The organism is Comamonas aquatilis (assembly GCF_965139575.1).
GTDB classification, from domain to species: Bacteria; Pseudomonadota; Gammaproteobacteria; order Burkholderiales; family Burkholderiaceae_C; genus Comamonas; species Comamonas aquatilis.
Map to the genome: position 1 here is coordinate 115,135 of NZ_CBCSIW010000008.1, position 25,723 is coordinate 140,857.

The window sequence follows — 25,723 nt, forward strand, 5'->3', positions numbered from 1 at the left end:
AAACACATGGCACAAGAAAAGGCAGCGAACCATGCATTCCGTGAAGCTCAAGACTTTGTTGGCATCCATCGCACTGGCAGCAGCCGGTGCCGCATCGGCCCAGACGCAGCTGCTCAACGTCTCCTACGACGTGGCGCGCGAGTTCTACAAGGACTACAACGCAGCCTTTATCGCCTACTACAAGAAGACCAAGGGCGTGGATATCAAGGTGGATCAGTCGCATGGCGGCTCCAGCGCTCAGGCACGTGCAGTCAACGACGGGCTCGCAGCCGATGTGGTGACTTTCAACACGACCACCGACGTGGACTTCCTGGCCCAGAACGGTGTGGTCGCCAAGGACTGGAACAAGAAGTTCCCTCACGATGCATCGCCCACCACCTCCACCATGCTGTTTCTGGTGCGTAACGGCAATCCCAAGAACATCAAGGACTGGTCCGACCTGATCCGTCCCGATGTGAAGGTGGTCGTGGTCAACCCCAAGACCGGTGGCAACGGCCGTTACGCCTATCTGGCAGCCTGGGGCTCGGTGCGTGAAAAAGGCGGCACCGATGCACAAGCCGCCGACTTTGTACAAAAGCTCTACAAGAACGTGCCCGTACTGGGCAAGGGCGGCCGCGATGCGACCAGCATCTTCTTGCAGCGCAATATCGGCGACGTGCTGATCACTTTTGAATCCGAAGTGGTGTCCGTGGACCGTGAATTCGGCCAGGGCAAGGTCGATGCCGTGTACCCCTCGGTCAGCATCGTGGCGGAAAACCCCGTGGCCGTGGTGGAGCGCACTGTAGGCAAGAAGGGCACAACCCAGCTGGCCCATGATTATCTGCAATGGCTTTACTCCGACGAAGCCCAGGAAATTGCGGCCAAGCATGCGCTGCGTCCCCGCTCCGAAGCCGTGCTCAAGAAGAACGCCGATGTGTTCAAGCCCATCAAGCAGTTCACCGTGGGCAAGTACTTCGGTTCCTTGACCGAAGCACAAAAAGTGCACTTCAACGACGGTGGCCAGTTCGACAAGCTCTACACCCCCGGCAAGTAAGCCTTGCCAACTGAGCTGCATCTGACTCGCAGCTGAATCGTCTTCGAGTGCAACAAGCAGGCGAGAGCCATGGGGGCTGGCCCCCGATGTTTCTCTTGCCTGCTTTCTTGCTCTCTGATCTCTTTATTTTCCTCACCACAAGGCTGCCTCGGAACGTTTATGTCGACTGCTGTCCCGACCAGTCCCACGCTTGCTAAGGAGAGCCCCCGCAAGGCTCGCAGCAGCAAGCGCGTTTTGCCCGGTTTCGGGCTGACGCTGGGCTACACGATTTTTTATCTGAGCATCATTGTGCTCATTCCGCTGGTGGCTTTGCTGTCCGCCAGCTTCACCTTGACCTGGGGGCAGTTCTGGAACGCCGTGGCATCGCCTGCCGTGGTGGCTTCTTACAAGCTGTCGTTTTCCATGTCCTTTGTGGCGGCCTGTGTGAACGTGGTGTTCGGCATGCTGATTGCCTGGGTGCTGGTGCGCTACCAGTTTCCCGGCAAGAAGGTGGTGGATGCACTGGTGGATCTGCCGTTTGCCCTGCCCACGGCCGTGGCCGGTATCTCGCTTTCGGCGCTGTATGCCGGCAACGGCTGGATTGGGCAGTACTTCGAGTCGCTGGGCATTCAGATGGCTTACAACCCCAAGGGCATTGCGATTGCGCTGATTTTTATCGGCCTGCCTTTTGTGGTGCGCACGGTGCAGCCGGTGCTCGAGGACTTCGAGAAAGAGCTGGAAGAAGCAGCAACCAGCCTGGGCGCTTCGCGCTGGCAGATTTTCTACAAAGTGATCCTGCCGCACATCGGTCCGGCGCTGCTCACGGGCTTTGCCATGGCGTTTGCACGCGCTGTGGGTGAGTACGGCTCAGTCATCTTCATTGCGGGCAATATTCCCATGGTCTCCGAAATCACGCCGCTCATCATCATGGCCAAGCTCGATCAGCATGATCTGGCTGGTGCTACTGCCGTGGCGGTGGTCATGCTGCTGATCTCTTTTGTATTGCTGCTGCTGATCAATGCCTTGCAGGCGTGGCAGCGCAAGGCACAGGGAGGCCGCTGATGCAAAAAATTCATGAATTGCTGGTGGGCTTTTTCCCCGGCCTGCAGCCCATCTGGACGGAGTTGCTGGTCTGGGTTATCGCCGCTCTGGTGCTGCTGGTGGCGCTTTACAAGATCACGGCGCCCGGGAAGAGCACCAAGCTCGAAAAGATCAGCACCACCGAGCCGCGCTGGGTGCGCTGGGTGCTGACCTCGGTGGCCCTGATTTTCATGGGCCTGTTCCTGATCCTGCCGCTGCTGTCCGTGTTTGGCGAAGCGCTGCGCAAGGGCTGGGACGTCTATATCAGCGCCCTGGGTGAGCCCGATGCGCTGTCGGCCATCAAGCTCACGCTGATCACGGCCTTGATTGCCGTGCCGCTGAATCTGGTGTTCGGCGTGGCAGCTGCCTGGTGCATTGCCAAGTATGAGTTCAAGGGCAAGGCTTTTCTGACCACGCTGATCGATCTGCCGTTTTCCATCTCGCCTGTGGTGGCCGGTCTGATGTATGTGCTGGTGTTTGGTGCCAACGGCTGGCTGGGCCCCTGGCTTGCCAAGCACGAGATCCAGATCATCTTTGCCGTGCCCGGCATTGTGCTGGCCACCATCTTCGTGACTTTCCCCTTCATCGCCCGAGAGCTGATTCCGCTGATGCAGGCGCAGGGCAGCGATGAAGAGCAGGCAGCGATCGTGCTGGGTGCTTCGGGCTGGCAGACCTTCTGGAAGGTGACGCTGCCCAACATCAAGTGGGGTCTGGTCTACGGCGTGATTCTGTGCAATGCCCGTGCCATGGGCGAGTTTGGTGCCGTCTCCGTGGTCTCCGGCCATATTCGCGGCCAGACCAATACCATGCCGCTGCATGTGGAAGTGCTTTATGCCGACTACCAGGCTGCAGCCGCTTTTGCCGTGGCATCGCTGCTGGCGCTGCTGGCCCTGGTGACGCTGTTCATCAAGTCCATCGCCGAGTGGCGTGCCGAGCAGCAGGCCAAGGCCGCTGCCGAAGCTCCTCCTGAGCGCCCCAGCCCGGTCGGCAGCATTTCAAGCAATACCGCCAAGGCAGCCTGAGCTGCCTGCATCTGAAGCAGAGTTTCATCATGAGTATCGAAATCCGTAACGTCAGCAAGCAGTTCGGCGACTTTCAGGCGCTGCGCGATGTGAGCCTAGACATCAAATCTGGCGAGCTGATCGCCTTGCTAGGGCCCTCGGGCTGCGGCAAGACCACGCTGCTGCGCATCATTGCCGGCCTGGAAACCGCCGACGTGGGCACCATCCACTTCAGCGGTGAAGACACCACCGATGTGCATGTGCGTGACCGCAACGTGGGCTTTGTGTTTCAGCACTACGCGCTGTTTCGCCATATGACGGTGTTTGAGAACGTGGCCTTCGGTCTGCGCGTCAAGCCCCGCAAGGAGCGCCCCAGCGAGGCCTATATCCGCGACAAGGTCATGAGTCTGTTGAAGCTGGTTCAGCTCGACTGGATTGCCGACCGCTACCCCTCGCAGCTGTCGGGCGGCCAGCGTCAACGTATTGCCTTGGCCCGTGCCCTGGCCGTGGAGCCCAAGGTGCTGCTGCTGGACGAGCCTTTTGGTGCGCTGGATGCCAAGGTACGCAAGGAGCTGCGCCGCTGGTTGCGCCGCTTGCACGATGAGTTGCACGTGACCTCCATCTTCGTGACCCACGACCAGGAGGAAGCGCTGGAAGTGGCTGACCGCGTGGTGGTCATCAACCAGGGCAAGATCGAGCAGGAAGGCACTCCCCAGGAAGTCTGGGACAACCCGGCCACGCCTTTCGTCTACGGTTTTCTGGGCGACGTCAATCTCTTCAAGGGTCGCGCCAGCGATGGTCGTGTCTATCTGGAAGAAGGCATGCAGCTCGATAGCAAGGATGCCCAAGGCGCGCAGAACAGCCATGCTTTTGCCTATGTGCGCCCGCATGATCTGGAGGTGGAACGCTACTCCCCGGGCCAGAATCTGGACGCTCAGGGCCGACCCACCGGCATCGTGGCCCAGCTCTCGCGGGCGATTGTGGTCGGGCCGATTGCGCGCCTGGAACTTATTCCCTCCGAAGGCACACAAAACACCGACAATGCGGGAAGCGATGGGCTGATTGAAGCCCAGATTCCTGCGCAGCAATTCAAGGACATGGGTTTGCGTGAAGGAGAGACCCTGGTGGTCACTCCGCGCCGAGCCAAGGTGTTCCTGGATGAGGCTGCCGGTATTTGAGGATGCACTAGCTTCCATTCGCATGGACAAGGCTGTGGCTTCTTGCAGATGCCGCAGCCTTTGCTTTTTTGTACTGGGTATTTCCTTGAAATGACGCCGAAAGAGAAGTAGACATGCTTGAATGGTTTGCCACCGCGCCCCGGCGCATCCTTGCCTTGGTCAGCGCCACCTGTGTGGCCATGCTGGCCTTTGGTCTGTATCTGCAACATGTGGTGGGCCTGGAGCCATGCCCGATGTGCATCGTGCAGCGCTATGCGCTGATTGCCGTTGCGGTATTCACTGCCCTGGCAAGCGCCAGAAGCTCAAAAGGCTGGTGGATGAGCTTTGGCCTGCTGGCGCTGCTCATGAGCGGTTTTGGTGCCTTTGTCGCCGCACGCCAAAGCTGGTTGCAGTGGTACCCGCCCGAGTTCGCCACCTGCGGCCGCGACTTCTACGGCATGATCGAGAACTACTCCATCAGTCGCGCTGTCCCCATGATCTTCCGTGGCTCGGGCGACTGCGCAGCGGTGGACTGGAGCTTTCTGGGCGGCTCGATTGCCAACTGGTCGTTTGTCTGCTTTGCCGTGTTCTCTGTGGTCTTGCTGCTGTTGCTGCTCAAGGGGCAGCGCAAGTAAGCCATGCCTCGCGATCTGAAGGCGAGGCATCGCCTTCAACACGATCTGGCGCCCTGCAGGGGCGCTTTTTCATGCCCAAAAACTTGAGGTTTGATGCTGAGTGCTTGCCAGAACGCCGCTTTTATTTTTTAACTCTTCAGAAGTTACCAAACCAAAAAGCCAAGCCCCTACAGCGCGAACTGTAGGGGCTTGGCTTTTTTTTTCGGAAATTTGGGCGGAATCAGGCTGAAGCCCAATCCAATAAAGCGCAACAAGCTATCTATTTGAGAGTGTGTCGCTCCAGTTTATAGCGATGCGCTAGCCTGCGAGCCCTGATCTCGATCAGGCTGCCGTAGGCGGTACGTAGCCCTGGGCGGCATCTGCGCCGCCGCCGAAGAAATGGTTCTCCATCTGGCGGGCCAGGTACTGGCGAGCGCGTGCATCGGCCAGATTCAGGCGGTTTTCATTGACCAGCATGGTCTGGTGCTTGAGCCAGTCGGCCCAGGCCTGCTTGCTCACGCTTTCATAAATTCGCTTGCCCAACTCACCGGGATAGGGAGGAAAGTCCAGGCCATCAGCGTCAACGCCGAGCTTGATGCAGTGAACGGTACGTGCCATGAATGGGGTCCTTGTTGGTGATTCAGATGTTTGAGTAATAACAAACTGAAATCTTATTGGTTTGAGTTTTAAGTCTGCGGATGAAGAATGCAAAGCAACGAGGGATGCCCGCGTTGTTCACTCACTTAAAGAACACAGACTCATGAAAAATCGCCGTCACTTTATCAAGTTTCCTCTGGCTGCCAGTCTTGCTCTGGGCTTGACCTTGTCCGCTTTGCCTGCATTGCCCGCTTTGGCGCAAGGAAGTGCCCAGCTGCTCAATGTCTCCTATGACCCGACACGTGAGCTGTACGTGCAATACAACCAGGCTTTCAGCAAGCACTGGAAGGCGGAAAAAGGCCAGGACGTCACCACCAAGCAATCGCATGGCGGCTCGGGCAAGCAGGCGCGTTCCATCATTGATGGCATTGAGGCCGATGTGGCCACACTGGCTCTGGCCGGCGATATCGATGCTCTGGTCAAGAACGGCAATGTCAAGGCCGATTGGCAAAAGCGCCTGCCGCACAACAGCGCGCCTTACAACTCCACCATCGTGTTTCTGGTGAAAAAGGGCAACCCCAAGGGCATCAAGGACTGGGATGACCTGGTCAAGCCCGGTGTGCAGGTGATCACGCCCAACCCCAAGACCTCGGGCGGTGCCCGTTGGAACTATCTGGCGGCCTGGGAATTTGCCAAGCGCAAATACGGCGGCGATGCACAGGCCAAGGACTTCATCACCAAGCTCTACAAGAACGTACCCGTGCTGGATACCGGTGCGCGTGGCTCCACCGTGACTTTTGTGCAGCGCGGCCTGGGTGATGTGCTGCTGGCCTGGGAGAACGAAGCCTATCTGGCGCTCAAGGAGTTTGGCGCCGAGAAATTCCAGATCATCGCCCCTTCGTTGTCCATCCTGGCTGAGCCTTCGGTGGCCGTGGTTGACAAGGTGGTGGACAAAAAGGGCACGCGTACCGTGGCCGAGGCTTACCTCAAGTATCTGTACTCCGAAGAAGCCCAGCGCATCGCCGGCAAGAACTTCTACCGCCCCACCGATACCAAGGTGGCGAGCGAATTTGCCGGCCAGTTCCCCAAGCTGGAACTGTTCACCATCGACAAGGCCTTTGGCGGCTGGGCGGCGGCAGACAAGGCCCACTTTGCCGACGGCGGCAGCTTTGACCAGATCTACGTCAACAAGTAAGCACAGCGCGGCGGGCCGGCCCGCCGCACCAGATCACAGCAAACACAGGAGCGGGTAATGAGCAATTTCTGGAGCCGTCTGGGGCAGTCGTTTTTGAGCGCAGGAGCTATGAATGCCCGCCAGCCGTTGCTGGCGTGGGAGGCTTCGTGGGATGAAGCCGAAGCACTGATTGCCAGCGGCAAGCTGTGGCCTAAGCCACCGCAAATCCCGGCCGGGAGCAGGACGCCGGACGAGTCCCCCAGCACGGTGCGACAGTCTTAGAGGCAGCAACACAACCCCTGATATGTCGCAGCGAAGTCTTGCCGTACCTTGAAACGCAAATCTACGATTTTCTGGACCCCGCTAACAGCTCTTAACGCACCCACAAAGATAAAGCCAAGCCATGTCGATTTTGCTGATTGCCGGTAGCCCTACACAGCCTTCACGCTCCACCGCGCTGCTACAAGCGACGGCTCAGCGCCTGCATGCCCACGGGCTGAGCACCGAGCCCTTGCTGCAGCTGTCCAGGCTAGACCCCGTGGCCTTGCTTGGTGCCCAGTTCGACGCGGCCGAAATTCGAGAGGCCACGGCCCGCATCGCCCAGGCCGATGCCATCGTGGTGGCCACGCCGGTTTACAAGGCAGCCTATAGCGGTTTGCTCAAGGTCTTTCTCGATGTGTTGCCCCAAACCGCGCTCAAGGGCAAGCTGGTCCTACCGCTGGCCACGGGCGGCAGCCCCCACCACATGCTGGCACTGGACTATGCCTTGCGCCCCGTGCTGCAGTCCCTAGGTGCGCGCCACATCTTGCCCGGCATTTACGCCACCGACCAGGGCGTGCCGTTGTTGCCCGAAGGTGGCTACGGCATTGCTCCCGATATCGCCGAGCGCGTGGAGGATGCGGCCCATTTGCTGGCCACCGATTTGCGCCGTGCCCGCTTGCAAGAGTCGCTGTACCGCGCCGCCGAATTTGAAGACATCGCTTTTGCCGATGTGCGATGTAGCGTCTGAAATCAAGCGCTCAGCTCGTGTGAGCTGAGGCCTTCCCAGCAGTCCTGATGTTTTGAGTCCGACGCCTGAAGGCCCGGGTTCCGGCTGCTGCATTCCTCTCCAAGATATTCCTGAATTGATAGCAGTCTGCGCGCTGTGAATGTGGGCTTGCGCCCGATTTTCCTGAAAACCTTCGCCAACGACAGACGGCAAGAACCCAAGACCTACATCATGAGCAAGCCATTGTTTCCCTCCGAACCGGCCAAGGCCGCCATTTCTCAAACCACACGCCGCCAGTGGCTGGCGCGCACCGCTGGAGTCGCAGCGCTGGCTGCATCGGGCTCGCTCTGGGCCCAGCAAGCCGGTCAGGGCGCTGCCCAGGGCCAGCGCGTGTTGCGCGTCGGTCACCAAAAAGGCTGGCTGTCCATTCTCAAGAACCGCGGCACGCTGGAAAAGCGTTTGAGTCCGCTGGGCGTGGCCGTGCGCTGGGTGGAGTTCAATGCCGGTCCGGTGCAACTGGAGGCACTGAACGTAGGTTCCATCGACTTTGGCGATGTGGGCGAGGCCCCACCCATTTTTGCCCAGGCCGCCGGAGCCCCTTTGGTCTACGCCGGCGCCACCGTGGCCAGACCCGGGCTGGAGGCGGTGATCGTGCCAAAGAACTCGGCCATTCGCAGCGTGGCCGACCTCAAAGGCAAGCGCATTGCCTATAACAAGGGCTCCAACGTTCATTACTTCCTGGTCAAGCTGCTGGAAAAGCACGGCCTGAAGTACGGCGATGTGCAGTCTGTCTTCCTGGCACCGGCCGATGCACGTGCGGCGTTTGAAAAAGGCGCGGTCGATGCCTGGGTCATCTGGGACCCCTTTCTGGCCGCAGCCCAGAAATCGCTGGATGCCCGCCTGCTTGCCGATGCCAAGGGCGTGGCCAACAACCGGGCCTACTACTTCACCTCGCGTGATTTCGCCACGCGCAATGCCGATGTGCTGCGCATTGCCATTGAGGAAATTGCCGTGATTGACGCCTGGGCCTCCAAGAACAAGAGTGCGGCGGCGGCCGAGCTGTCCCAGATTCTGGGTCTGGATTCCGCGGTGACCGAGTTGTACCTGAGCCGCACGGAGTTCGGCACCAAGGCTGTGAATTCCGAAATTCTGGCCGAGCAGCAAAAGATTGCCGACACCTTCTTCGATCTCAAGCTGATTCCCAAAAAGCTCAATCTGCTGCATGCCGCGCCGATCGATCTGGTGGCCGGTCGTTGAGACCTAGCAAGACAGGACATCCATCATGAGTTCTTCATTGTCTCGCCCCCGTTTCAATCGGGGCCGCCGTCAGGCACTGCAGCTGCTGGGCACCACGGCCTTCAGCTGGACGCTGGCCGCCCATTACGCCAACGCGCAGGGCACGCCCGTCAGCGGCGCACCGGCTCAGCTGCGCATCGGCTACCAGAAATCCGCCGTGAATCTGGTGGTGCTCAAGCAGCATGGCGTGCTGGAAAAGCGCTTTCCCCAGACGCAGATCAACTGGTTGGAGTTTCCAGCCGGCCCCCAGTTGCTGGAAGCCTTGTCTGTAGGCAGTCTGGATTTTGGTCTCACCGGCGACTCGCCGCCGGTGTTTGCACAGGCTGCCGGCAAGGATTTGCGTTATGTGGGCGCCGAGCCGTCCAAGCCCGAAAGCTCGGCAATTTTGGTGCAGGCCGACTCGCCGCTGCAAACGCTGGCCGATCTCAAGGGCAAGAAGGTCGCGCTGCAAAAAGGCTCGAGCGCCCACTATCTGCTGGTGCGCGCTCTGGACAAGGCCGGCATTGCCTGGGCCGATATCCAGCCCGTGTATCTGGCGCCGGCCGATGCACGCGCGGCGTTCGAGCGCAAAAGCGTGGATGCCTGGGCCATCTGGGACCCTTATTACGCGGCCACCGAGATCAGCATCCGCCCGCGCGTGCTGACCAATGGCGAAGGACTGTCGGGCAACAACGCCTTTTATCTGTCTTCCAAAGGGCTGGTGGAGCGCCATCCCCAGGTCATCAGGGCCTTGTTCGACGAACTGACCCGCGCCGATCAACTGGTGCAGACCACCCGCAAGGAAGTGGTGCAGCTGGTGGCCGCTTTCAGCGGGCTGGAGGCTAATGTGGTCAACCGCTTCATCGGTCGTCGGCCCAGCTCGCCCACCACCTTGCTCAGCCCGGCCATCGTGGCCGATCAGCAGCGTGTGGCCGATGCTTTTTTTCGTCTGGGCGTGATTCCGCGTCAGGTGCGGGTGGCTGACATTGTCTGGCAACCCACCGCTGAGCAATACGCCAAATACGCCCAGCTCAATTCCTCCGCCCCCAGCGTGGCCGCCAAGATTTAAGGACATTCGATCATGCAAGTTTTCTGGTTCATTCCTACCCACGGTGACGCCCGCTATCTGGGCACCGGCGAGGGCGCCCGCCAGCTCAGTCACGACTATGTGAAGCAGGTGGCCATCGCCGCAGACAGCCTGGGCTACGAGGGCGTGCTGATTCCCACCGGCCGCTCCTGCGAAGACCCCTGGGTGGTCGCCTCCAGCCTGATTGCCGTCACCAAGCGCCTGAAGTTTCTGGTGGCCGTGCGCCCCGGTCTGCATCAGCCTAGTCTGGCCGCGCGCATGGCGGCCAGTTTTGACCGGCTCTCGGGCGGTCGTCTGCTGATCAATCTGGTCACCGGCGGCGATCAGGCCGAGCTGGAGGGCGACGGCGTGTTTCTGGATCACGCCACGCGTTATGAGCAATCGGCAGAGTTCATCAAGATCTGGCGCGAGATTCTGGAACGCAGCCATGAAGGAAAGTCGCTGGATTTTGAAGGCCAGCATCTGCAGGTCAAGGGCGCCAAGTTGCTGTTCCCGCCGCTGCAAAAACCGTATCCGCCCGTGTACTTCGGTGGCTCTTCGCCGGCGGCCCATGACCTGGCTGCAGAGCAGGTCGACGCCTATCTGACCTGGGGCGAGCCGCCTGCCGAAGTGGCCAAGAAGCTGGCCGATGTGCGAGCGAAAGCCGAGCGTCTGGGCCGCAAAGTCAAATTCGGCATTCGCCTGCATGTGATCGTGCGTGAGACCGATGAAGAAGCCTGGGCCGACGCCGAGCGACTGATCAGCCGCCTCAAGGACGAGACCGTGGTACAGGCCCAGGCCGCATTTGCACGCATGGATTCCGAAGGCCAGCGCCGTATGGCGGCCCTGCACGCCGGCGGCAGCAAGCGCAGCCGCGCCGACCTGGAAATCAGTCCCAACCTCTGGGCCGGCGTGGGCCTGGTGCGTGGCGGTGCTGGCACGGCGCTGGTGGGCAGCGCGCAGACGGTGGCAGACCGCATCAAGGAGTACGCCGATCTGGGCATAGACACTTTTGTGCTCTCGGGCTATCCGCATCTGGAGGAAGCCTATCGCTTTGCCGAACTGGTCTTCCCGCTGCTGCCGGTGAACGTACAGCAAAAACTGGGGGGCGGCAATCCCAGCGGCCCCTTTGGCGAGACCGTGGCCAATCTGTACTCGCCGGGCGTCGATGCGCCGGGCGTCCGCGATCAGGTTCGCGACCAGGTCCGTGTTTCGCAAAGCTAAAGGAGCAGGCATGAGCGATGTTCAAACTCTGGCTTTGAAACCTGTAGCCCAGGCGGTGCCCCGGCTGGAGCTGTTTGCCCGTCAGGTTGGCTTACGGCTGCTGCCCTGGCTGGTGCCGCTGCTGCTGATAGCCGCATGGCAGGCCGCCTCGGCCTATGGCTGGCTCTCCACGCGGGTACTGCCCGCGCCGCTGGATGTGCTGCGCGCGGCCTGGACGCTGGCTGAGTCGGGCGAGCTGTGGACGCACGTCAAGGTCAGCGCCGGGCGCGCCTTGCTGGGCCTGGCGATTGGCGGCAGCCTGGGTTTGCTGCTGGGCCTGTTCACGGGCTCGCTGCGCTGGGCCGAGACGCTGCTCGACTCCACGATTCAGATGGTGCGCAACATCCCGGCGCTAGCCCTGATTCCGCTGGTGATCCTGTGGTTTGGCATTGATGAATCGGCCAAGCTGTTTCTGATCAGCATCTCGGTGTTCTTTCCCATCTATCTCAACACTTTTCACGGCATCCGCAATGTGGATCCGGGCCTGATCGAGATGGGCAAGAGCTACGGCCTGACCCGCTGGCAGCTGTACCGCGACATCGTGCTGCCGGGAGCGCTGTCCTCGATTCTCGTGGGCCTGCGTTTCTCTCTGGGGTTGATGTGGGTGATTCTCATCGTGGCCGAAACCATCTCGGCCCAGGCAGGCATTGGCTATCTGACCATGAATGCCCGGGAGTTTTTGCAGACCGATGTGGTACTGGTAGGAATTTTGCTCTACGCCTTGCTGGGCAAGCTGGCTGATCTGTTTGCCCGGTCGCTGGAACGCTGGTGGCTGCGTTGGCATCCGGGGTATCAGTGATCACCCCCTGAGGGGGACGACGCCTTCGCCGCGAGGCGGCTCTTGCTTGGCGTCTCTCGCAAGGAGTGGGTCGGTTTGAGCTTGATGAGAAAAATTTGAGGAGCTTGTGATGAGCAATTTGTGGAGTCGTTTGACGCAGTCGCTGACCAGTGTCGGCGCCTTGAATGTGCGTCAGCCACTGGTGGCCTGGGAGTCCTCGTGGGACGAGGCCGAGGCCTTGCAGGCAAGTGGCCTGCTGTGGCGCAAGTCGAAAGATGCAGAGCCAGCGGAGGCCGACCGTGTGAAGCTGCAAGGTGTGCATTTGCAGACGCAGCAGCTGACCAAGCGCTATGGCGAACGTGAAGTCCTGAAGCAGGTGCAGCTTGATGCGCGGCCCGGCGAATTCATCGCCATCGTGGGGCGCAGCGGCTGCGGCAAGTCCACCTTGTTGCGTCTGGTGGCGGGGCTGGAGAAATCCAGCATCGGCCAGGTGCTGATTGACGACGCGGCCGCCGACACGGCGCGGCAGGACACGCGCATCATGTTTCAGGATGCCCGCTTGCTGCCCTGGCTGCGCGTGCTGGACAACGTGATTCTGGGCCTGCCGCCATCGGCAAAGGACAAGGGCCGGGAGGTGCTGGCCCAGGTGGGTCTGGCAGATCGCGAGAACGAATGGCCTGCCAAGCTTTCCGGCGGCCAACGCCAGCGCGTGGCCTTGGCCCGGGCACTGGTGCACCAGCCGCGTCTGCTGCTGTTGGACGAGCCTCTGGGTGCACTCGACGCGCTGACGCGCATAGAGATGCACAGACTCATCGAAGGTCTGTGGCAGCGCCATGGCTTCACGGCCTTGCTGGTGACCCACGATGTGCAGGAGGCCGTGGCCCTGGCAGACCGGGTCATCCTGATTGAAGACGGGCGCATTGCGCTGGACGAACGCATTGAGCTGCCGCGGCCTCGTGTGCATGGAGATCCGCGCTTCGCGGCGCTGGAGACCCGCATTCTCGATCGCGTGCTGCAAAAGCCCGATGTGGCGCCGCCTTCGCTTCCCTCAGAACCCTGGCCCGGTGTGTCCGCATCAGGCCTGCGCTGGGCTATTTAACTTTCTTTTTCACCCTTCTCAAAGGAAACATCATGTCGATTCAAGCTATCAACGTTCGCAACCAGTTCAAAGGCAATATCAAGGAAATCATCCGTGGCGACGTGGTCTCGGAAGTGGATGTGCAAACCCCTTGGGGTATCGTCACATCGGTCATCACCACGCGCTCGGTGGATGACCTGGGCCTGGTCGTAGGCACGGAAGTCGTGGCCCTGGTCAAATCCACGGAAGTGTCGCTGGCCAAGCTTTAAGTTGTTCTCGGCGAGTCTCACCACGAGGTGATTGGCGGTCGTGCCTAGGGTACGACCGCCTTTTTTATAGCGACAGGCTTTGGCCCGATATGTCACGCAGATGGCTTCTTGAAGACAGTTGCTGCCTGCATAATCTGCTGCGCACCGGGCGAGCGTTCCCCCTGGTCCGGTCGATAAAACAGATGTTTCAAGGAGCCTTCAACCATGATCGAGAATTCAAGCAGCGCGGCGGCGAACCAGTCCGAGGTGATCGCCGAAGTGCGCTGCACGCTGGGCATGATCACGCTCAATCGCCCTCGGGCCTTGAATGCTCTTTCGCTGGGTATGGTGCGCGAGCTGCTGGCAACCCTGCTGGCCTGGCAAAAGGATGACACCATTCTGGGCGTGGCGATTCGGGGCAGCAATAAGGAAGGTGTCTTTGGCGCTTTCTGCGCTGGCGGCGATATCCGCTTTCTGCATGGCGCAGGCAGCAGCGGCAATCCGGAGCTCGAGGATTTCTTCACCGAGGAATATGCCCTCAACCATCTGATCCACAGCCTGGGCAAGCCTTATATCGCCTTCATGGATGGCATCGTCATGGGCGGCGGCATGGGTATCAGCCAGGGAGGCTCGCTGCGCATCGTGACCGAGCGCACCAAGATGGCCATGCCCGAGACGGCCATTGGCCTGTTCCCCGATGTGGGCGGTGGCTACTTTCTGTCGCGCTGCCCTGGAGCCGTGGGCGAGTGGCTGGCGCTGACCGGCGACACCATTGGCGCGGGCGATGCCGTGGCCTTCGGTCTGGCCGATGGCTGCATGCCTGCCGAGCAGCAGGCCGAGCTGTGGGAGACGCTGGCCACCACGAAATTTGCCAACGTGGAAGCACTCAATGCCGTGGTGCGCTCCCGCTTTGTGAGCATGGACGGCAAGAATACGGCGCACCGTGCCGAGATTGATGCCTGTTTTGGTCAGCCCACGGTGGCTGCCATCGAGCAGGCGCTGCAAGCGGGCAGCGACTGGGCCCGGGCCGAGGCTGCTACCTTGCGCAAGCGTTCGCCGCTGATGCTGCATGTGGTGCTGGAGCAAATCCGCCGGGCGCGAAAAATGACGCTGGCCGAGGACCTGCGCATGGAGCGCGATATGGTGCGCCACTGCTTTTATCTGCGCCCCGGTCAGAGCGAAACCCTGGAAGGCATTCGCGCTCTGGCCGTGGACAAGGACCATAACCCCCGCTGGAATCCCGCGCGAATCGAGGACGTGGGCGATGCGCAGTGGCAGGCATTCTTTGCCAGCCCCTGGCCCGCACATTCCCACCCGCTGGCTGCGCTGAAGGACTGATTTTTCGGGCAGGGCTGCTGTCCTTAAGCCTGTTGATCCGCTGATGCGCTGATCCGTAAGTTCAGCGCATCACCAGGCCGCCGTCCACCAACAACACCTGTCCCGTCATAAAGCCGCTGAGCTCCGAGGCCAGGAACAGCACCGGCCCGGCCACGTCCTCTGGTCTGGCCAGGCGTCTGAGCGGCGTGGCCGCCATCAGTGACTCGCGAAACGATTCCTTGGTGTTTTGCGTGCCCTGTGTGGGATAGACCAGACCCGGTGCCACGCAGTTGACGCGTATCCCCATAGGCCCGAGCTCGCAGGCCAGATTGCGGCTGAAGGACACCAGCGATGCCTTGGCCGTGGTGTAGTCGTGATAAGGCACGACCGGGTGCTCCACCAGATTGCTGACGATATTGACGATGCTGCCCTGTGCGCGCTGGCGCATCTGCGGCAGTACCGCGCGGCAGACGTTGAAGGCCGCGCCCGCGGCGCCGTCGAACTGGGCCTGATAGTCGCTCCATTCCAGATCGTCGAAGCGCTTGCGCCGCTCGGGGTCGAAAGCATAGGGTCTGAAGGCGTTGTTGACCACGATGTCTATGGCCCCGGCCTCGCGGACGATGCCGTCCACCATGGACTGGACGTCGGGTTGCGAGCCCACGTCGGCCTTGACGGCCCAGGCATCGCCGCCCATGTCCTGGCCAGCTGCCTGGCAGGCCGCCACCGTGCTGGCGGCGGCTTCATCGTTGGACAGGTAGTTGACCGCCACGGTCGCGCCCTGGCGCGCCAGCGCCGTGGCAATGGCCGCGCCTATGCCCCGGCCGGCACCCGTGACCAGTGCCACCTTGCCGCGCAGATTCATTCCAGAAGCTTGATGCATTTCAATTTTCCATTGTGCTGATATGTCGCTCGCAGACCTTCAAGCTGGCGCGGGCCAAGTGCGAGACACCGAGGAAGGGCCGCCCCGCACCGAGGGCGTCGTCCCCCTCGGGGGGAAGCCGCGTAGCGACTCAGGGGTGAACTACAGCAAGCTGGTATTGACGACGTCCGAGACCTTGATCTGGCGCTGTACCAGGCCCAGAGCGCGGTAGGCATCGGCCCCTTTTTGCAGGGCGGCGATATCGAAGCTGCCCAGGGGCTTGCCAGCCTGTACCGGCTGCGAGGACGCATTGCGCAGGCGGATCACGTCGAGGTTGATGTCGCGCTGCGTGCCGTCGATGGCGTACTTGCCGGCCAGTGTCGCTGCCTCCTCGGGGTTGGCCATCATCCAGGCCGCGCTGTCGCGGTAGCCCTTGAGGAAGGCCTTGAACAAATCTTTCTTCTCGCGCAGCACGTCCTCGCGCACCACGAACATGTCGCTGGAGATGTTCAGGTGCTCGCGCACCTGCATCACGTTGACTTCGCCAATGCCTTTGCGCAGGCCCACGGTAAGGCCGGTATCGGTGGCTGCCGTGGCATCGACCTGGCCTTGCATCAGCGGCGCGAAGTTGAGCAGGCCGGTGACGACGATGGTCACATCCGATTCCTTGAGGCCGGCCTGGTGCAGCATCACCAGCAGATTCTGGCGCGTGCCGCTGGACAGGCTGTAGACGCCGATTTTCTTGCCCTTGAGGTCGGCCGGTTTGTGAATGCCTGCCGACTTGAGCGAGACCACGTTGAACACGTTCTGCGGATAGATGTCGTAGATGGCGACCAGCTTCTCGCCCTTGTCCAACGCCATGAAGAAGGAGCCTGGATCGGTGAAGGCCACATCGGCCTGGCCGCTGAGCATGTTGCGTATGGCATCGCCGCCGCCCGCGCCCGGCAGGTAGGCCAGCTCCAGGCCCTGGGCCTTGAAAAAGCCTTTTTCGGGCTCGACCAGAATGTTGGTGATCTCGCTGATGGGCTTGCTCCAGCCTGCCAGGCGGATCTTGCCTTGGACAGGAGCGGCCAGGCTGGTGCCCGCCAGCGTCAGGCCGGCAAGGCCGGTGAGGGCGGCACCGGCGCCAAGCAGGCTGCGGCGGGAGATGAACGGAGGCTGAATCGGTGTGTGCATGGCGCGGATCAAACAGTGGAGAAACTCAAGACTTGCCGCTTGAGCGAGAGATTGGAAAGGCGTGGGCGCGCAGCAGTCTGCGCTCCAACATCAGACAGGCCTGGTACAGCAGCAGGCCCATGGCGGCGATGATGACCAGGGCCGCGAACATCAAAGAGGTATCCATCATTCCCTGGGCGGCGATGACCACGGCGCCCAGGCCGCGGCTGGCGCCCATGAACTCGGCCACCACCGCACCGACCAGGGCCAGAACCACGGCCACGCGCAGACCCGCCAGGATGGCGGGCAGGCCCGTGGGCAGCTTCAGGCGCAGCAGCGTCTGTAGCCGTGTGGCCCCCAGCATGCGAAACAGCTGCAGCCGCTGGGCATCGACCTGCCTGAGGCCGGTTAGCGTGTTCTCCATCAGCGGGAAAAAGCAGATCAGCGCCGTGATCAGCACCGTGGGCAACATGCCAAAGCCGAACCACAGCACAAACAGCGGCGCCAGCGCCAGCTTGGGTACGACCTGGCTGACCACCACATAGGGCTTGAGCACACGCTCCAGCAATTCCCATTCGGCCAGTGCCATGCCCATCAACAGACCGGCCAGGCTGCCGGCCGCCAGGCCCAGCAGCAGGGCTTGCAGCGTTGCCAGCAGGTGCGGCCAGAAATAGCCAGAGGCCAGGCCCGTCCATAGCGACGCTGCCACCACCGAAGGCGCGGGCAGCACCAGGGCCGACAGACCCCATTGCCGCACCAGCAGCTCCCACAGGCCCAGCAAAATCAGCAGCAGGGCAGCGGCCAGCAGCCGTGCCTGAAATGGCGTGGCGCTCATAGGGCAGTCCTGTCCATGGATGCGCGCACGCGGGCGCAGTATTCGTTGAAGAGCGGACCATGGCGCATGGCCTGGGTGCGGGGCGCGGGCAGCTCAATCGTCCAGTCGTCCACAATGCGCCCGCCATGCATGAGTGCGATGCGGTCGCCCAGGTAGACGGCTTCATTGATGTCGTGGGTGACGAAGAGCACCGTGGTGCCGCGTTCGCGGCAGGTGCGCAGCAGATCGTCCTGCAGCTCGGCGCGTGTGATGGCGTCCAGGGCGGCAAAAGGCTCATCCAGCAGCAATAGCGGTGGTGCAAGAATCAGCGCCCGTGCCAGCGCCGCACGGCTTTGCTGGCCGCCAGAGAGCTGGCGTGGATGTTGCTGTGCATGGCTTGCCAGTCCCAGTTGATTCAGTAGCTGCAGCGCGTGCTGCCTGTCCTGTGGTGTGGGTTTGCGTTGCAACGAAACAGGCAGCAGCACATTGTCCAGCACTGTCAGCCAATCGAGCAGCGTGGGGGCCTGGAACATAAAGCCCACTTGCGGCCCGGGTGCGGCCAACTCGCCCCCACGTTCGCGATCATGCAACACGATGCGGCCCGATTGCGGTCTGAGCAGGCCTGCCGCCAGCTTGAGCAGCGTGGTCTTGCCGCAGCCGCTGCGGCCCAGCAGGCAGTGAATTTCGCCGGCTTGCATGCGCCAGTCCACACCGTCCACTACTGGGGCGTGGCCGGGATAGGTGAAGACCGCTCGTTCGATATCGAGAAATGCCATGGCCTCAGTCCGAATAGGGCGCCAGCGGCTGGGCCGCTGTTTCGGCCGACTGCTCGATCTCGGTCATGCGCACCAGGTCGATCAGATTGAAGCGCCCGTCATGGTGCCAGCCGGCCTCGGGCATGCTCATGGAACCTATGGCACTGATGCGCGTAACGCCGGCGGCGCCCAGCAGGCCGGCCAGCCGGTATAGCTGCTCGGGTGTGGCGGCAATGCCGGCGGTCTGCAGGAATTCGCGCTGCGCGGCAACCACGGGGACCGCGGCATCCAGGTTGTCCACGCCGACCACGGCAATCGTGCGGTATAGGGCCGTGGGCGTCAGCGGCTGCAGGCCGTCGCTATAGGCCACGCTCCAGGGAGCATCCACCGGCCCCAGCAGCTGCTGCTCGTCACCTGCCCATTCCACGCTCTGCTGCCATTTGGCAACGGCCGTGCCTTCCTCCAGCGCCAGGGGGCGGCGCGCAAAGCGGCGCTGCAGATTGGCCAGCTCGGCCGCCAGATAGTCGGCAAAGGCGCGCGGGCTCACGGAGGCGCCACGCTCCACATAAAAGACATGGGGCGAGTAGCAGCCTTGCTGGTCGTAGCGCATCACGTCCCAGGCGGCGAGGCGGGCCGTAGCGGGAGCTTTGAGCGTATCCATTGCGGCCGCGCCGATCAGGCCAAAGCCCAGCTTGTGGCCATGGGGCAGAAAGCGGGTGGTCACGGGCAGGCGCCGGCGCAGCGCATCCAGCGTCTGATTGCCGCCATAGGCCAACACCGTATCAGCGCGCTCGTACAAGGTGCTGGCTTCCTCTGTGCCCGCGCCGCGCCACCACACCACGGCCAGACAATCGGCCAACGGCGGATGGACTTCGGCCAGCAGCCGTGCAAACCAGCCTGCGAACAGCGGCTCGGCACTGGCCAGCTTGCCTATGCTGGGGGCCTTGACCAGCAGGCCGCAGACCAGGCTCCACAGCGACAGCGCAGGCACGTTGCCCGCCCAGCTGTGCACCAGCAGATCAGGCCCGAAGGCCCGTACGGCTCCGCCCTTGGCTGCGGGCTGGAAACCGTCCAGCACGGCGGGATTGGCAAAGTCCTCGGCCACAAAGCGCCGCAGCTGCGCGGCGCGGAAGGTCTTGAAATAGCCGGTCAGTCCCAGCCGCACCATGTCCGCGTCGTAGCCGCTGACCACGGGCAGCCAGGCTTCGGCCTGTTGGCGATACGGATCATTGCGGTCAAGCAGGCGCGCAATGGCTTGGTCGATCACGGCGATGATCTCGGCCACCGTCATGACTCGCAGATGGCAGTCTGCCGCCTGCCGCACCCGATCCGCCAGCGCCCGCATCTGGGCGGCGCTCAGCACGGGAACAGAGACTTCCAGCCTCAGGTCCTCGCGTTCAAAGGGCAGCAGCTGCCATTGAACCTCGTCGTCGCGTAAGCCGGGCAGATAGCCGGCCGTGATCCGCTCGATCTTCATGCGGCAGCAGCTTTCACAAATTCCTCTACGGCCAGTGAACAGCCTTTGGCGGCCGCACCCTCGGCACGGCCCAGCAGCAGAAAACCACCCTCGGCCCACAGGCCCACGTCCTCGGTCAGGATGGTGGTGACGGCGTTGTAGTTGGCCAGGTCGCAGTGCACGAGAATGCCGCGCTCGCCGGGTGCCACGTTGCGGCCGGTGACGGGCTCGACCAGGCGCGAGCGTATCCAGTGCGGCCCCGATTTGACCGAGGGCAGCACGGTGTTGCCGTCGTCATAGAACTGCGTGCTCAGCTCGGTCATGCCATACATATTGATGCAGTAACTGCGCGGCACGCCCAGCAATTGGGACAGGTCGGCATAGAACTCCTCCAGCGGCAGCTCGCGCGACTGGCCTTTGTAGCCGCCCGTATCGAGGATGCGGCTGCCCGCCGGCAAGCGAAAACTGCGACCCTGGGCGCGCAGAGCATCCATCACATGCACCAAGCTGAAGCTGGCACCCAGCAGTGCGTAGGGGCGGCCCGTACGTTCGGATTCCTCCAGAGCCGCGCACAGCGCCGGCATGTCCAGCCCCTCAGGACCCAGAAAATAGCGGCTGTCAGGCGTGCCGAACTCAGACTTGGCCAGCGCCAGGTAATGCGCCAGAGAGGAGTTGGGCATGGTCTGCTCGTCGGGGAAAAGAATGCCCATAGGCAGACGCTCCGTTCCTTGCATGAAGCGCTGTGCGAAGTTGCGCGTCATCGACAGGTCGTAGACGTCGAGCTGGGGGTGGAAGTGGCGGCCGCGCGCAGCCCGACCCGTGGTGCCGCTGGTCATGAACACGCGCTCGGTGGGCGAGGCGGGCTCGCTGCGCAGCTCCATGGCCTTGAAAGCATCAATGGGCACGGCCGGAATATCGCTCCAGGTCTTCACATTGCGCAGCGTGGCACCGCGCCGCTGGCAGAAGCTGCGAAACGGCGCATTGGATTCGAACTGATAGGCAAACAGCCGCAGGGCGAGCTGGTCGAACTGGTCGTCGGTGCAGCCATCCATGGCAATGAATGAGAGCAGGTCTGCGACCAGCGAGGCGGCCTTGTCCATGGAATTCCTTCGAGAGCTGGGACATGATGCTCCGAAGGCCCCTGGCTGTGCCGCAAGCAGGTGCGGTCACGTCAGGATGCAAGCTCTTCTTCCGCCGGAATGACCCGGATCAAGTTCTCGGGTGTGGATCTCAGCACAGCAGTGCACCCCGGAGCGGAGGGCCATTTTACCGCAGTTGCGCTGACGCCGCCGTGTACGGCGGCAAGCGCCCGAATGTCGGTCTGGCTAGGCGGGGCCGCTTTGGGCCAGCGCCTGTGCCAGCAGGGCAATCGAGCGTGGCGCGCAGCCCTCGGCATCGTTGCTGATGGTCACAAAGGCGGGCTGGCCGGCACCCGTAATGCCCTGGATGGTGCGCGCCAGCAGGGTGCGGGTATGCAGGTCCTCGGAGCGGATTTCGTTGAAAGGCTCATGTTTTTTCTGCGCATCGGCGTAGCCATAGGCGCCGAAGACGCGGTTCAGGTTCCAGCGACAGACCAGGGGGCCGGGCCACAGGGCGCGCAGCGTGGGTAGCTGCTGCTCTATGGGCGGCATCTTGCCGTGCAGCCCCAGGCAGAAGGTGGCTCCGTGGGCCTTGAGTGTGGAGGCCAGTGCAGGGCCCAACAATTCGGGGTCGCGCACTTCCACGGCCACGATGACTTGCGGCCGCGCGGCCAGTGCCTGGCGCACGGCAGCCAGCATGACCCCCAGTTTCTCCAGCAACGCGCCGGGGCGGCTGAGCCAGCTCCAGGGCAGGGGGCTGAGCTGAAAGACCAGCACGCCCAGCTTTTCACCCAGACCTTCCAGCGTGGGCTCCACGAAACACTCCACGGCCAGGCGCGGGTCCAGAAAGGCCGGGTTGCTCTGGTGGGGCTTGCCGTCCTCGCTGCGAACCTGGGCATCGGTGACTCCGGCCGGACATTTGACGACAAAGCGGAAACCGGCATCGACCTGGGCCGCAAAAGCCGCGTATTGGCTGGCCGTCAGCGGGCGCCAGAAGGTGCGGTCTACGCAAACGGTGCGCAGCAGCGGGTGCTGGTGATAGGCGGTGAGCCCTTTTTTGGACAGCACGCTGGCGTCATAAGCTCCGTCCCAGACCAGTTCATCCCAGCCGGGATAGGACCAGGTGGATACGCCCATGCGCAGGCCCGCAGGCAGTTGGGCCGCCAGCTCTGCCAGCTGCAAAGCGCCGGGCGCGAGCGCTACACCGCCGGATTTACCCGCTGTTTTGGGAGCCTGTTTGGCATCGGCCTGTCCGGGAGACAAGCGCGATGCGGCTATGCCGGGCGCGGGCTGGCGCTCTGGTGGACTGGCATCGGCAAACAAGTCATCCTGGACAGAGTCGGGCATGGTGAGTCTGATTTTAATGAAATAGGCCTCAAGTCCATAGTGAGAAAGCGTGAGTAGCTATGAAATGCATAGTTTTTTCGTTTCTGTTGCACTTCAGCCGGCTTGCATGAGCAGAGGGGCGGAATGCCTATGGCACACTCATTGGCTTTCTGGGTTGAACGCCATGGGGCGGGTATCAAATGCAAAAAATCATTGGTCAGATTGCCGAAGAACTGAATGTCAAGCCGCAGCAGGTGAGTGCAGCGGTGGAGTTGCTCGATGGCGGTGCCACGGTTCCGTTTGTTGCCCGCTACCGCAAGGAAGCGACGGGCGGCCTGGACGATACGCAGCTGCGTACGCTGGACGAACGCCTGAGCTATCTACGCGAGCTGGCTGATCGCCGTGAGACGGTGCTCAAAGCCATTGACGAGCAAGGCAAGCTGACTGACGCATTGCGTCTGGCCATTGCCACCGCTCCCACCAAGCAGGAGCTGGAAGACATTTACCTGCCTTTCAAGCAAAAGCGCCGCACCAAGGGCCAGATTGCCAAGGAATTCGGTATCGAGCCGCTGGCCGACAAGCTGTTTGCCGACCCTACGCTGGATCCGCACAAGGAGGCCGAAGCCTTCTGCCAACCCGCTACCACCTTGGATGACGGCAAGCCGGGCCCGGATTTCTCGAACACGTTTGCCGTGCTGGACGGCGTGCGCGACATCCTGTCCGAGCGCTGGGCCGAAGACCCGGCGCTGGTGCAGAAGCTGCGCGAGTGGCTGTGGGAGGAGGGCCTGATCCGCTCCAAGAAGGTGGAGGCCAAGAACGAGGACGATCCCGAAGTCTCCAAGTTTCGCGACTATTTCGAATATGACGAGCCCATCGGCCGCGTGCCCTCGCACCGTGCTCTGGCCGTGTTCCGCGGCCGGGCGCTGGAGATTCTGGAAGCCAAGCTGGTTCAGCCGCTGGAACCAGAACCCGGCCAACCCAGTCTCGCCGAAGGCAAGATTGCCCTGCATCTGGGCTGGAGCCATGCCAAACGCGCATCGGACGACCTGCTGCGTAAATGCGTGGCCTGGACCTGGCGCGTGAAGCTGAGCCTGTCCACCGAGCGCGATTTGTTCAGCCGCCTGCGTGAAGACGCTGAAAAGGTGGCCATCAAGGTGTTTGGCGACAATCTGCGTGATCTGCTGTTGGCAGCGCCTGCCGGCCAGCGTGCGGTGATCGGCCTGGACCCCGGCATTCGCACGGGCGTGAAAGTGGCCGTGGTGGACAGCACGGGCAAGTTGGTGGATACCACCACCATCTACCCGCACGAGCCGCGCCGCGACTGGGATGGTTCCTTGGCCGTGTTGGCCAAGCTGGTGGAAAAGCACGGCATCAACCTGATTGCCATCGGCAACGGCACGGCCAGCCGGGAAACGGACAAGCTGGCGGCCGATCTGATCAAGATCGCAGAAAAAGCCGACAAGAAGATCGAGAAGGTGGTGGTCAGCGAAGCCGGTGCCTCGGTGTATTCGGCCAGTGAATTTGCGGCGCTGGAAATGCCCGATATCGACGTAAGCCTGCGCGGTGCGGCATCGATTGCGCGCCGCCTGCAAGACCCGCTGGCCGAGCTGGTCAAGATCGACCCCAAGAGCATTGGCGTGGGCCAGTACCAGCACGATGTGAATCAGAGCGAGCTGGCCCGCCAGCTCGATGCCGTGGTGGAAGACTGTGTGAATTCCGTGGGCGTGGACCTGAATACGGCTTCGGCCCCGCTGCTCAACCGCGTCTCCGGCCTTTCCGGCTCGGTTGCCAAGTCGGTGGTGCGCTGGCGTGATGCCAATGGTTCCTTCAAGAATCGCAAGCAGCTGATGGAGGTGGCCGGCCTGGGTGCCAAGACCTTCGAGCAAGCCGCAGGCTTTTTGCGCATTCGCGGCGGTGACAATCCGCTGGATATGACGGGTGTTCACCCTGAAACCTATGCGGTGGTCGAGCAGATCATTGTCTCCACCGGCAAGGCCGTGGACCAGTTGATGGGCCGTGGCGAGTTGCTCAAGACCTTGAAGCCCGAGCAATTTGCCAGCGAGAAATTCGGTGCTGTCACCATCAAGGACATTCTGGGCGAACTGGAAAAGCCGGGCCGCGACCCGCGCCCGGACTTTGTGGTGGCCCGCTTCAACGAGGGCGTGGACGACATCAAGGACTTGAAGGAAGGCATGACGCTGGAAGGCACGGTGAGCAACGTGGCCCAGTTTGGTGCTTTTGTGGATCTGGGCGTGCACCAGGACGGCTTGGTTCATGTGAGCCAGATGAGCCACAAGTTCATCGAGGATGCGCGCGAAGTAGTCAAGACCGGCCAGATCGTCAAGGTCAAGGTGCTGGAGGTGGACGTGGCGCGCAAGCGCATCAGCCTGACCATGAAGCTGGATGCCGCACCTGCACGCAGGGATGGACCGCGTGACAACCGGTTCGAGAGCGCCGGCCGAGGCCAGGGCCAACAGCGCGGCGGCTATACCCAAGCCCAGCGTAGCAATGAGGCAACACAGCAAAACGCCATGTCATCCGCTTTTGCCAAGTTGCAGAGCTTGAAGAAGTAAGCTCTGGTGGTCGCACCAGTCCATCCACACAGCTTGCCTCAAACGCTACGGAAATCATGAGTCTGTCACGTCCCATGGATCTGGCAGCCTTGCTCAGCTTGCCAGCTTCGCTGCCCAGCCAGCCCCGCACAGTGGCTTTGCTGGCCAGCGAGCTGCGCAAACCTGAGCCCAGCCTTCGTCGACTCTGCCAGCTGTTTTCCACCGATCCGGCCTTGGCCGCGTCGGTTCTGGAGTCGGCCAATGAAGCTGGGTTTTTGATGGGGCAGAGCGTGCCTGGTGTGCCTGAAGCCTTGGTTGTCCTGCCGCAAGCCCAGTTGCGCCAGTTGGTGCATGAGGCGTTGGCAGGCCTGGGCGGGCAGAACTTGCGTGGTTTTGATTTGCCGACTTTCTGGCGCCACAGCCTTGAGACGGCCAAGTTGGCGCGCACGCTGGCTACCACGGTCCAGAGCCACGGATCGGCGGCATATGCATTGGGCTTGCTTCACGGTCTGGGGCAGCTGCACATCCATCGCGTTGCGCCTAATCAGGCCGTCAAGGTCAGCGAACTGGTCTCGCCTTGGGATCCGCAGCGGCCGCTGCTGGAGTCGCAACTGTGCGGCTATGCATTCAGCCTTGTGACTGCCGGGCTGGCGCAGTCCTGGCATTTGCCTCCATTCATGGTGGATGCGCTGCAGTACATGCACGCGCCGCTGTCGCAAGCCCAGTTCGAACCGTTGACCGGGGTCTTGCATCTGGCTGCATGGCGGGCCAGCACCTATATACAGCGCTGGGATGAGCGCCAGTTGGCGGTGTCATTCCCCTCCGAAGTAGGCCTGGCCTTGGGCCTGGATATCGATATGGTGCTCAGACAAGCCTCCATCGATTGGCATGCGGTAAGCGGTGTGGATGTACAGGTTTAGGCCGTGATCGATTGATCCGCGCGGCATCGGATGCGGAGGTGTAATTTGTTTATGTTGTGAAACAAATTCTTGCGTGGTGCTTACATTTAGAGTTACAAATTGCCACTGGTCGATGGAGCTGGCATCCCCGGGAATGGGGGGTGAGCCCAAAGCATCTCA

25 protein-coding genes are annotated in these 25,723 nt (G+C 62.0%); 17 read left to right on the forward strand and 8 right to left on the reverse strand.

Annotation, left to right across the window (positions count from 1 at the left end; genetic code table 11):
- The first annotated feature begins 31 nt into the window (after positions 1-31).
- The 5 genes from ACNAZA_RS12205 to ACNAZA_RS12225 all read left to right on the forward strand — a co-directional run bounded on the left by ACNAZA_RS12205 (position 32) and on the right by ACNAZA_RS12225 (position 4,885).
- Positions 32-1,033 carry a sulfate ABC transporter substrate-binding protein gene (locus tag ACNAZA_RS12205; RefSeq protein WP_415796839.1) on the forward strand — a complete coding sequence of 334 codons (1,002 nt, stop codon included), beginning with the start codon at positions 32-34 and terminating at the stop codon, positions 1,031-1,033.
- Between the two features lie 159 nt (positions 1,034-1,192).
- Positions 1,193-2,074 carry a sulfate ABC transporter permease subunit CysT gene (cysT, locus tag ACNAZA_RS12210; RefSeq protein WP_415796840.1) on the forward strand — a complete coding sequence of 294 codons (882 nt, stop codon included), beginning with the start codon at positions 1,193-1,195 and terminating at the stop codon, positions 2,072-2,074.
- Entirely contained in the window at positions 2,074-3,114 is a 1,041-nt protein-coding gene (gene cysW, locus ACNAZA_RS12215; protein ID WP_415796841.1) for a sulfate ABC transporter permease subunit CysW, read from the forward strand. The genes cysT and cysW overlap by 1 nt, the downstream gene beginning before the upstream one ends.
- Positions 3,115-3,143: 29 nt before the next feature.
- Entirely contained in the window at positions 3,144-4,271 is a 1,128-nt protein-coding gene (locus tag ACNAZA_RS12220; protein ID WP_120967171.1) for a sulfate/molybdate ABC transporter ATP-binding protein, read from the forward strand.
- A gap of 113 nt (positions 4,272-4,384) precedes the next feature.
- Positions 4,385-4,885 (forward strand): disulfide bond formation protein B, encoded by a 501-nt coding sequence (locus ACNAZA_RS12225; protein ID WP_120967172.1) that lies wholly within the window; start codon positions 4,385-4,387, stop codon positions 4,883-4,885.
- A gap of 321 nt (positions 4,886-5,206) precedes the next feature.
- Here the strand turns inward: ACNAZA_RS12225 and ACNAZA_RS12230 are convergent, their stop codons facing one another.
- Positions 5,207-5,482: an oxidative damage protection protein gene (locus ACNAZA_RS12230; RefSeq protein ID WP_120967173.1), complete on the reverse strand. Its 276-nt coding sequence runs from the start codon at positions 5,480-5,482 to the stop codon at positions 5,207-5,209.
- A gap of 142 nt (positions 5,483-5,624) precedes the next feature.
- Here ACNAZA_RS12230 and ACNAZA_RS12235 point away from each other — a divergent pair, with 142 nt between their 5' ends.
- The 10 genes from ACNAZA_RS12235 (at position 5,625) to ACNAZA_RS12280 (ending at position 14,669) form a co-directional block, all read left to right on the forward strand.
- Complete coding sequence (locus tag ACNAZA_RS12235) at positions 5,625-6,656, forward strand: sulfate ABC transporter substrate-binding protein (RefSeq protein WP_415796842.1); 1,032 nt, start codon at positions 5,625-5,627, stop codon at positions 6,654-6,656.
- Positions 6,657-6,713: 57 nt separating this feature from the next.
- Positions 6,714-6,917 (forward strand): hypothetical protein, encoded by a 204-nt coding sequence (locus ACNAZA_RS12240; protein WP_415796843.1) that lies wholly within the window; start codon positions 6,714-6,716, stop codon positions 6,915-6,917.
- A 121-nt stretch (positions 6,918-7,038) separates the two neighbouring features.
- Complete coding sequence (ssuE, locus tag ACNAZA_RS12245) at positions 7,039-7,644, forward strand: NADPH-dependent FMN reductase (RefSeq protein ID WP_415796844.1); 606 nt, start codon at positions 7,039-7,041, stop codon at positions 7,642-7,644.
- A 210-nt stretch (positions 7,645-7,854) separates the two neighbouring features.
- On the forward strand, positions 7,855-8,880 hold the full coding sequence (locus ACNAZA_RS12250) for a sulfonate ABC transporter substrate-binding protein (RefSeq protein WP_415796845.1): 1,026 nt from the start codon (positions 7,855-7,857) through the stop codon (positions 8,878-8,880).
- Between the two features lie 25 nt (positions 8,881-8,905).
- Complete coding sequence (locus ACNAZA_RS12255) at positions 8,906-9,967, forward strand: aliphatic sulfonate ABC transporter substrate-binding protein (protein ID WP_415796846.1); 1,062 nt, start codon at positions 8,906-8,908, stop codon at positions 9,965-9,967.
- A 12-nt stretch (positions 9,968-9,979) separates the two neighbouring features.
- Complete coding sequence (gene ssuD, locus ACNAZA_RS12260; protein ID WP_415796847.1) at positions 9,980-11,188, forward strand: FMNH2-dependent alkanesulfonate monooxygenase; 1,209 nt, start codon at positions 9,980-9,982, stop codon at positions 11,186-11,188.
- A gap of 10 nt (positions 11,189-11,198) precedes the next feature.
- Positions 11,199-12,026 carry an aliphatic sulfonate ABC transporter permease SsuC gene (gene ssuC / locus ACNAZA_RS12265; RefSeq protein ID WP_415796848.1) on the forward strand — a complete coding sequence of 276 codons (828 nt, stop codon included), beginning with the start codon at positions 11,199-11,201 and terminating at the stop codon, positions 12,024-12,026.
- A gap of 109 nt (positions 12,027-12,135) precedes the next feature.
- A complete protein-coding gene (locus tag ACNAZA_RS12270) occupies positions 12,136-13,104 on the forward strand; it encodes an ATP-binding cassette domain-containing protein (RefSeq protein ID WP_415796849.1) in 969 nt (322 codons plus the stop codon).
- 32 nt (positions 13,105-13,136) lie between these two features.
- Complete coding sequence (locus ACNAZA_RS12275) at positions 13,137-13,352, forward strand: TOBE domain-containing protein (RefSeq protein ID WP_415796850.1); 216 nt, start codon at positions 13,137-13,139, stop codon at positions 13,350-13,352.
- A 204-nt stretch (positions 13,353-13,556) separates the two neighbouring features.
- Positions 13,557-14,669: an enoyl-CoA hydratase/isomerase family protein gene (locus ACNAZA_RS12280; protein WP_415796851.1), complete on the forward strand. Its 1,113-nt coding sequence runs from the start codon at positions 13,557-13,559 to the stop codon at positions 14,667-14,669.
- A gap of 61 nt (positions 14,670-14,730) precedes the next feature.
- Here ACNAZA_RS12280 and ACNAZA_RS12285 read toward each other — a convergent pair whose 3' ends face one another.
- The 7 genes from ACNAZA_RS12285 to ACNAZA_RS12315 form a co-directional block, all read right to left on the reverse strand.
- Entirely contained in the window at positions 14,731-15,510 is a 780-nt protein-coding gene (locus tag ACNAZA_RS12285; RefSeq protein WP_415796873.1) for an SDR family oxidoreductase, read from the reverse strand.
- 159 nt (positions 15,511-15,669) lie between these two features.
- Complete coding sequence (locus ACNAZA_RS12290; RefSeq protein ID WP_415796852.1) at positions 15,670-16,683, reverse strand: ABC transporter substrate-binding protein; 1,014 nt, start codon at positions 16,681-16,683, stop codon at positions 15,670-15,672.
- 25 nt (positions 16,684-16,708) lie between these two features.
- Entirely contained in the window at positions 16,709-17,497 is a 789-nt protein-coding gene (locus tag ACNAZA_RS12295) for an ABC transporter permease (RefSeq protein ID WP_415796853.1), read from the reverse strand.
- Positions 17,494-18,252 (reverse strand): ABC transporter ATP-binding protein, encoded by a 759-nt coding sequence (locus tag ACNAZA_RS12300; protein WP_415796854.1) that lies wholly within the window; start codon positions 18,250-18,252, stop codon positions 17,494-17,496. Before ACNAZA_RS12300 ends, ACNAZA_RS12295 begins: the two co-directional genes overlap by 4 nt.
- Positions 18,253-18,256: 4 nt before the next feature.
- A complete protein-coding gene (locus ACNAZA_RS12305; protein WP_415796855.1) occupies positions 18,257-19,708 on the reverse strand; it encodes an acyl-CoA reductase in 1,452 nt (483 codons plus the stop codon).
- A complete protein-coding gene (locus tag ACNAZA_RS12310; RefSeq protein ID WP_415796856.1) occupies positions 19,705-20,787 on the reverse strand; it encodes a LuxE/PaaK family acyltransferase in 1,083 nt (360 codons plus the stop codon). Before ACNAZA_RS12310 ends, ACNAZA_RS12305 begins: the two co-directional genes overlap by 4 nt.
- 225 nt (positions 20,788-21,012) lie before the next feature.
- Complete coding sequence (locus tag ACNAZA_RS12315) at positions 21,013-22,113, reverse strand: DUF72 domain-containing protein (protein ID WP_415796857.1); 1,101 nt, start codon at positions 22,111-22,113, stop codon at positions 21,013-21,015.
- Positions 22,114-22,292: 179 nt separating this feature from the next.
- Here ACNAZA_RS12315 and ACNAZA_RS12320 point away from each other — a divergent pair, with 179 nt between their 5' ends.
- The gene (locus tag ACNAZA_RS12320) at positions 22,293-24,665 is read left to right on the forward strand and encodes a Tex family protein (protein WP_415796858.1); all 2,373 of its coding nucleotides are present in this window, start codon (positions 22,293-22,295) and stop codon (positions 24,663-24,665) included.
- Positions 24,666-24,721: 56 nt separating this feature from the next.
- Positions 24,722-25,564 carry an HDOD domain-containing protein gene (locus ACNAZA_RS12325; protein ID WP_415796859.1) on the forward strand — a complete coding sequence of 281 codons (843 nt, stop codon included), beginning with the start codon at positions 24,722-24,724 and terminating at the stop codon, positions 25,562-25,564.
- Positions 25,565-25,723 lie beyond the last annotated feature (159 nt).

Excerpts from the sequence above, each read along its gene's own strand:
- ACNAZA_RS12205 (WP_415796839.1), top strand. The coding sequence starts at position 32 with ATGCATTCCGTGAAGCTCAAGACTTTGTTGGCATCCATCGCACTGGCA.
- cysT (WP_415796840.1), top strand. The coding sequence starts at position 1,193 with ATGTCGACTGCTGTCCCGACCAGTCCCACGCTTGCTAAGGAGAGCCCC.
- cysW (WP_415796841.1), top strand. The coding sequence starts at position 2,074 with ATGCAAAAAATTCATGAATTGCTGGTGGGCTTTTTCCCCGGCCTGCAG.
- ACNAZA_RS12220 (WP_120967171.1), top strand. The coding sequence starts at position 3,144 with ATGAGTATCGAAATCCGTAACGTCAGCAAGCAGTTCGGCGACTTTCAG.
- ACNAZA_RS12225 (WP_120967172.1), top strand. The coding sequence starts at position 4,385 with ATGCTTGAATGGTTTGCCACCGCGCCCCGGCGCATCCTTGCCTTGGTC.
- ACNAZA_RS12230 (WP_120967173.1), bottom strand. The coding sequence starts at position 5,482 with ATGGCACGTACCGTTCACTGCATCAAGCTCGGCGTTGACGCTGATGGC.
- ACNAZA_RS12235 (WP_415796842.1), top strand. The coding sequence starts at position 5,625 with ATGAAAAATCGCCGTCACTTTATCAAGTTTCCTCTGGCTGCCAGTCTT.
- ACNAZA_RS12240 (WP_415796843.1), top strand. The coding sequence starts at position 6,714 with ATGAGCAATTTCTGGAGCCGTCTGGGGCAGTCGTTTTTGAGCGCAGGA.
- ssuE (WP_415796844.1), top strand. The coding sequence starts at position 7,039 with ATGTCGATTTTGCTGATTGCCGGTAGCCCTACACAGCCTTCACGCTCC.
- ACNAZA_RS12250 (WP_415796845.1), top strand. The coding sequence starts at position 7,855 with ATGAGCAAGCCATTGTTTCCCTCCGAACCGGCCAAGGCCGCCATTTCT.
- ACNAZA_RS12255 (WP_415796846.1), top strand. The coding sequence starts at position 8,906 with ATGAGTTCTTCATTGTCTCGCCCCCGTTTCAATCGGGGCCGCCGTCAG.
- ssuD (WP_415796847.1), top strand. The coding sequence starts at position 9,980 with ATGCAAGTTTTCTGGTTCATTCCTACCCACGGTGACGCCCGCTATCTG.
- ssuC (WP_415796848.1), top strand. The coding sequence starts at position 11,199 with ATGAGCGATGTTCAAACTCTGGCTTTGAAACCTGTAGCCCAGGCGGTG.
- ACNAZA_RS12270 (WP_415796849.1), top strand. The coding sequence starts at position 12,136 with ATGAGCAATTTGTGGAGTCGTTTGACGCAGTCGCTGACCAGTGTCGGC.
- ACNAZA_RS12275 (WP_415796850.1), top strand. The coding sequence starts at position 13,137 with ATGTCGATTCAAGCTATCAACGTTCGCAACCAGTTCAAAGGCAATATC.
- ACNAZA_RS12280 (WP_415796851.1), top strand. The coding sequence starts at position 13,557 with ATGATCGAGAATTCAAGCAGCGCGGCGGCGAACCAGTCCGAGGTGATC.
- ACNAZA_RS12285 (WP_415796873.1), bottom strand. The coding sequence starts at position 15,510 with ATGAATCTGCGCGGCAAGGTGGCACTGGTCACGGGTGCCGGCCGGGGC.
- ACNAZA_RS12290 (WP_415796852.1), bottom strand. The coding sequence starts at position 16,683 with ATGCACACACCGATTCAGCCTCCGTTCATCTCCCGCCGCAGCCTGCTT.
- ACNAZA_RS12295 (WP_415796853.1), bottom strand. The coding sequence starts at position 17,497 with ATGAGCGCCACGCCATTTCAGGCACGGCTGCTGGCCGCTGCCCTGCTG.
- ACNAZA_RS12300 (WP_415796854.1), bottom strand. The coding sequence starts at position 18,252 with ATGGCATTTCTCGATATCGAACGAGCGGTCTTCACCTATCCCGGCCAC.
- ACNAZA_RS12305 (WP_415796855.1), bottom strand. The coding sequence starts at position 19,708 with ATGAAGATCGAGCGGATCACGGCCGGCTATCTGCCCGGCTTACGCGAC.
- ACNAZA_RS12310 (WP_415796856.1), bottom strand. The coding sequence starts at position 20,787 with ATGGACAAGGCCGCCTCGCTGGTCGCAGACCTGCTCTCATTCATTGCC.
- ACNAZA_RS12315 (WP_415796857.1), bottom strand. The coding sequence starts at position 22,113 with ATGCCCGACTCTGTCCAGGATGACTTGTTTGCCGATGCCAGTCCACCA.
- ACNAZA_RS12320 (WP_415796858.1), top strand. The coding sequence starts at position 22,293 with ATGCAAAAAATCATTGGTCAGATTGCCGAAGAACTGAATGTCAAGCCG.
- ACNAZA_RS12325 (WP_415796859.1), top strand. The coding sequence starts at position 24,722 with ATGAGTCTGTCACGTCCCATGGATCTGGCAGCCTTGCTCAGCTTGCCA.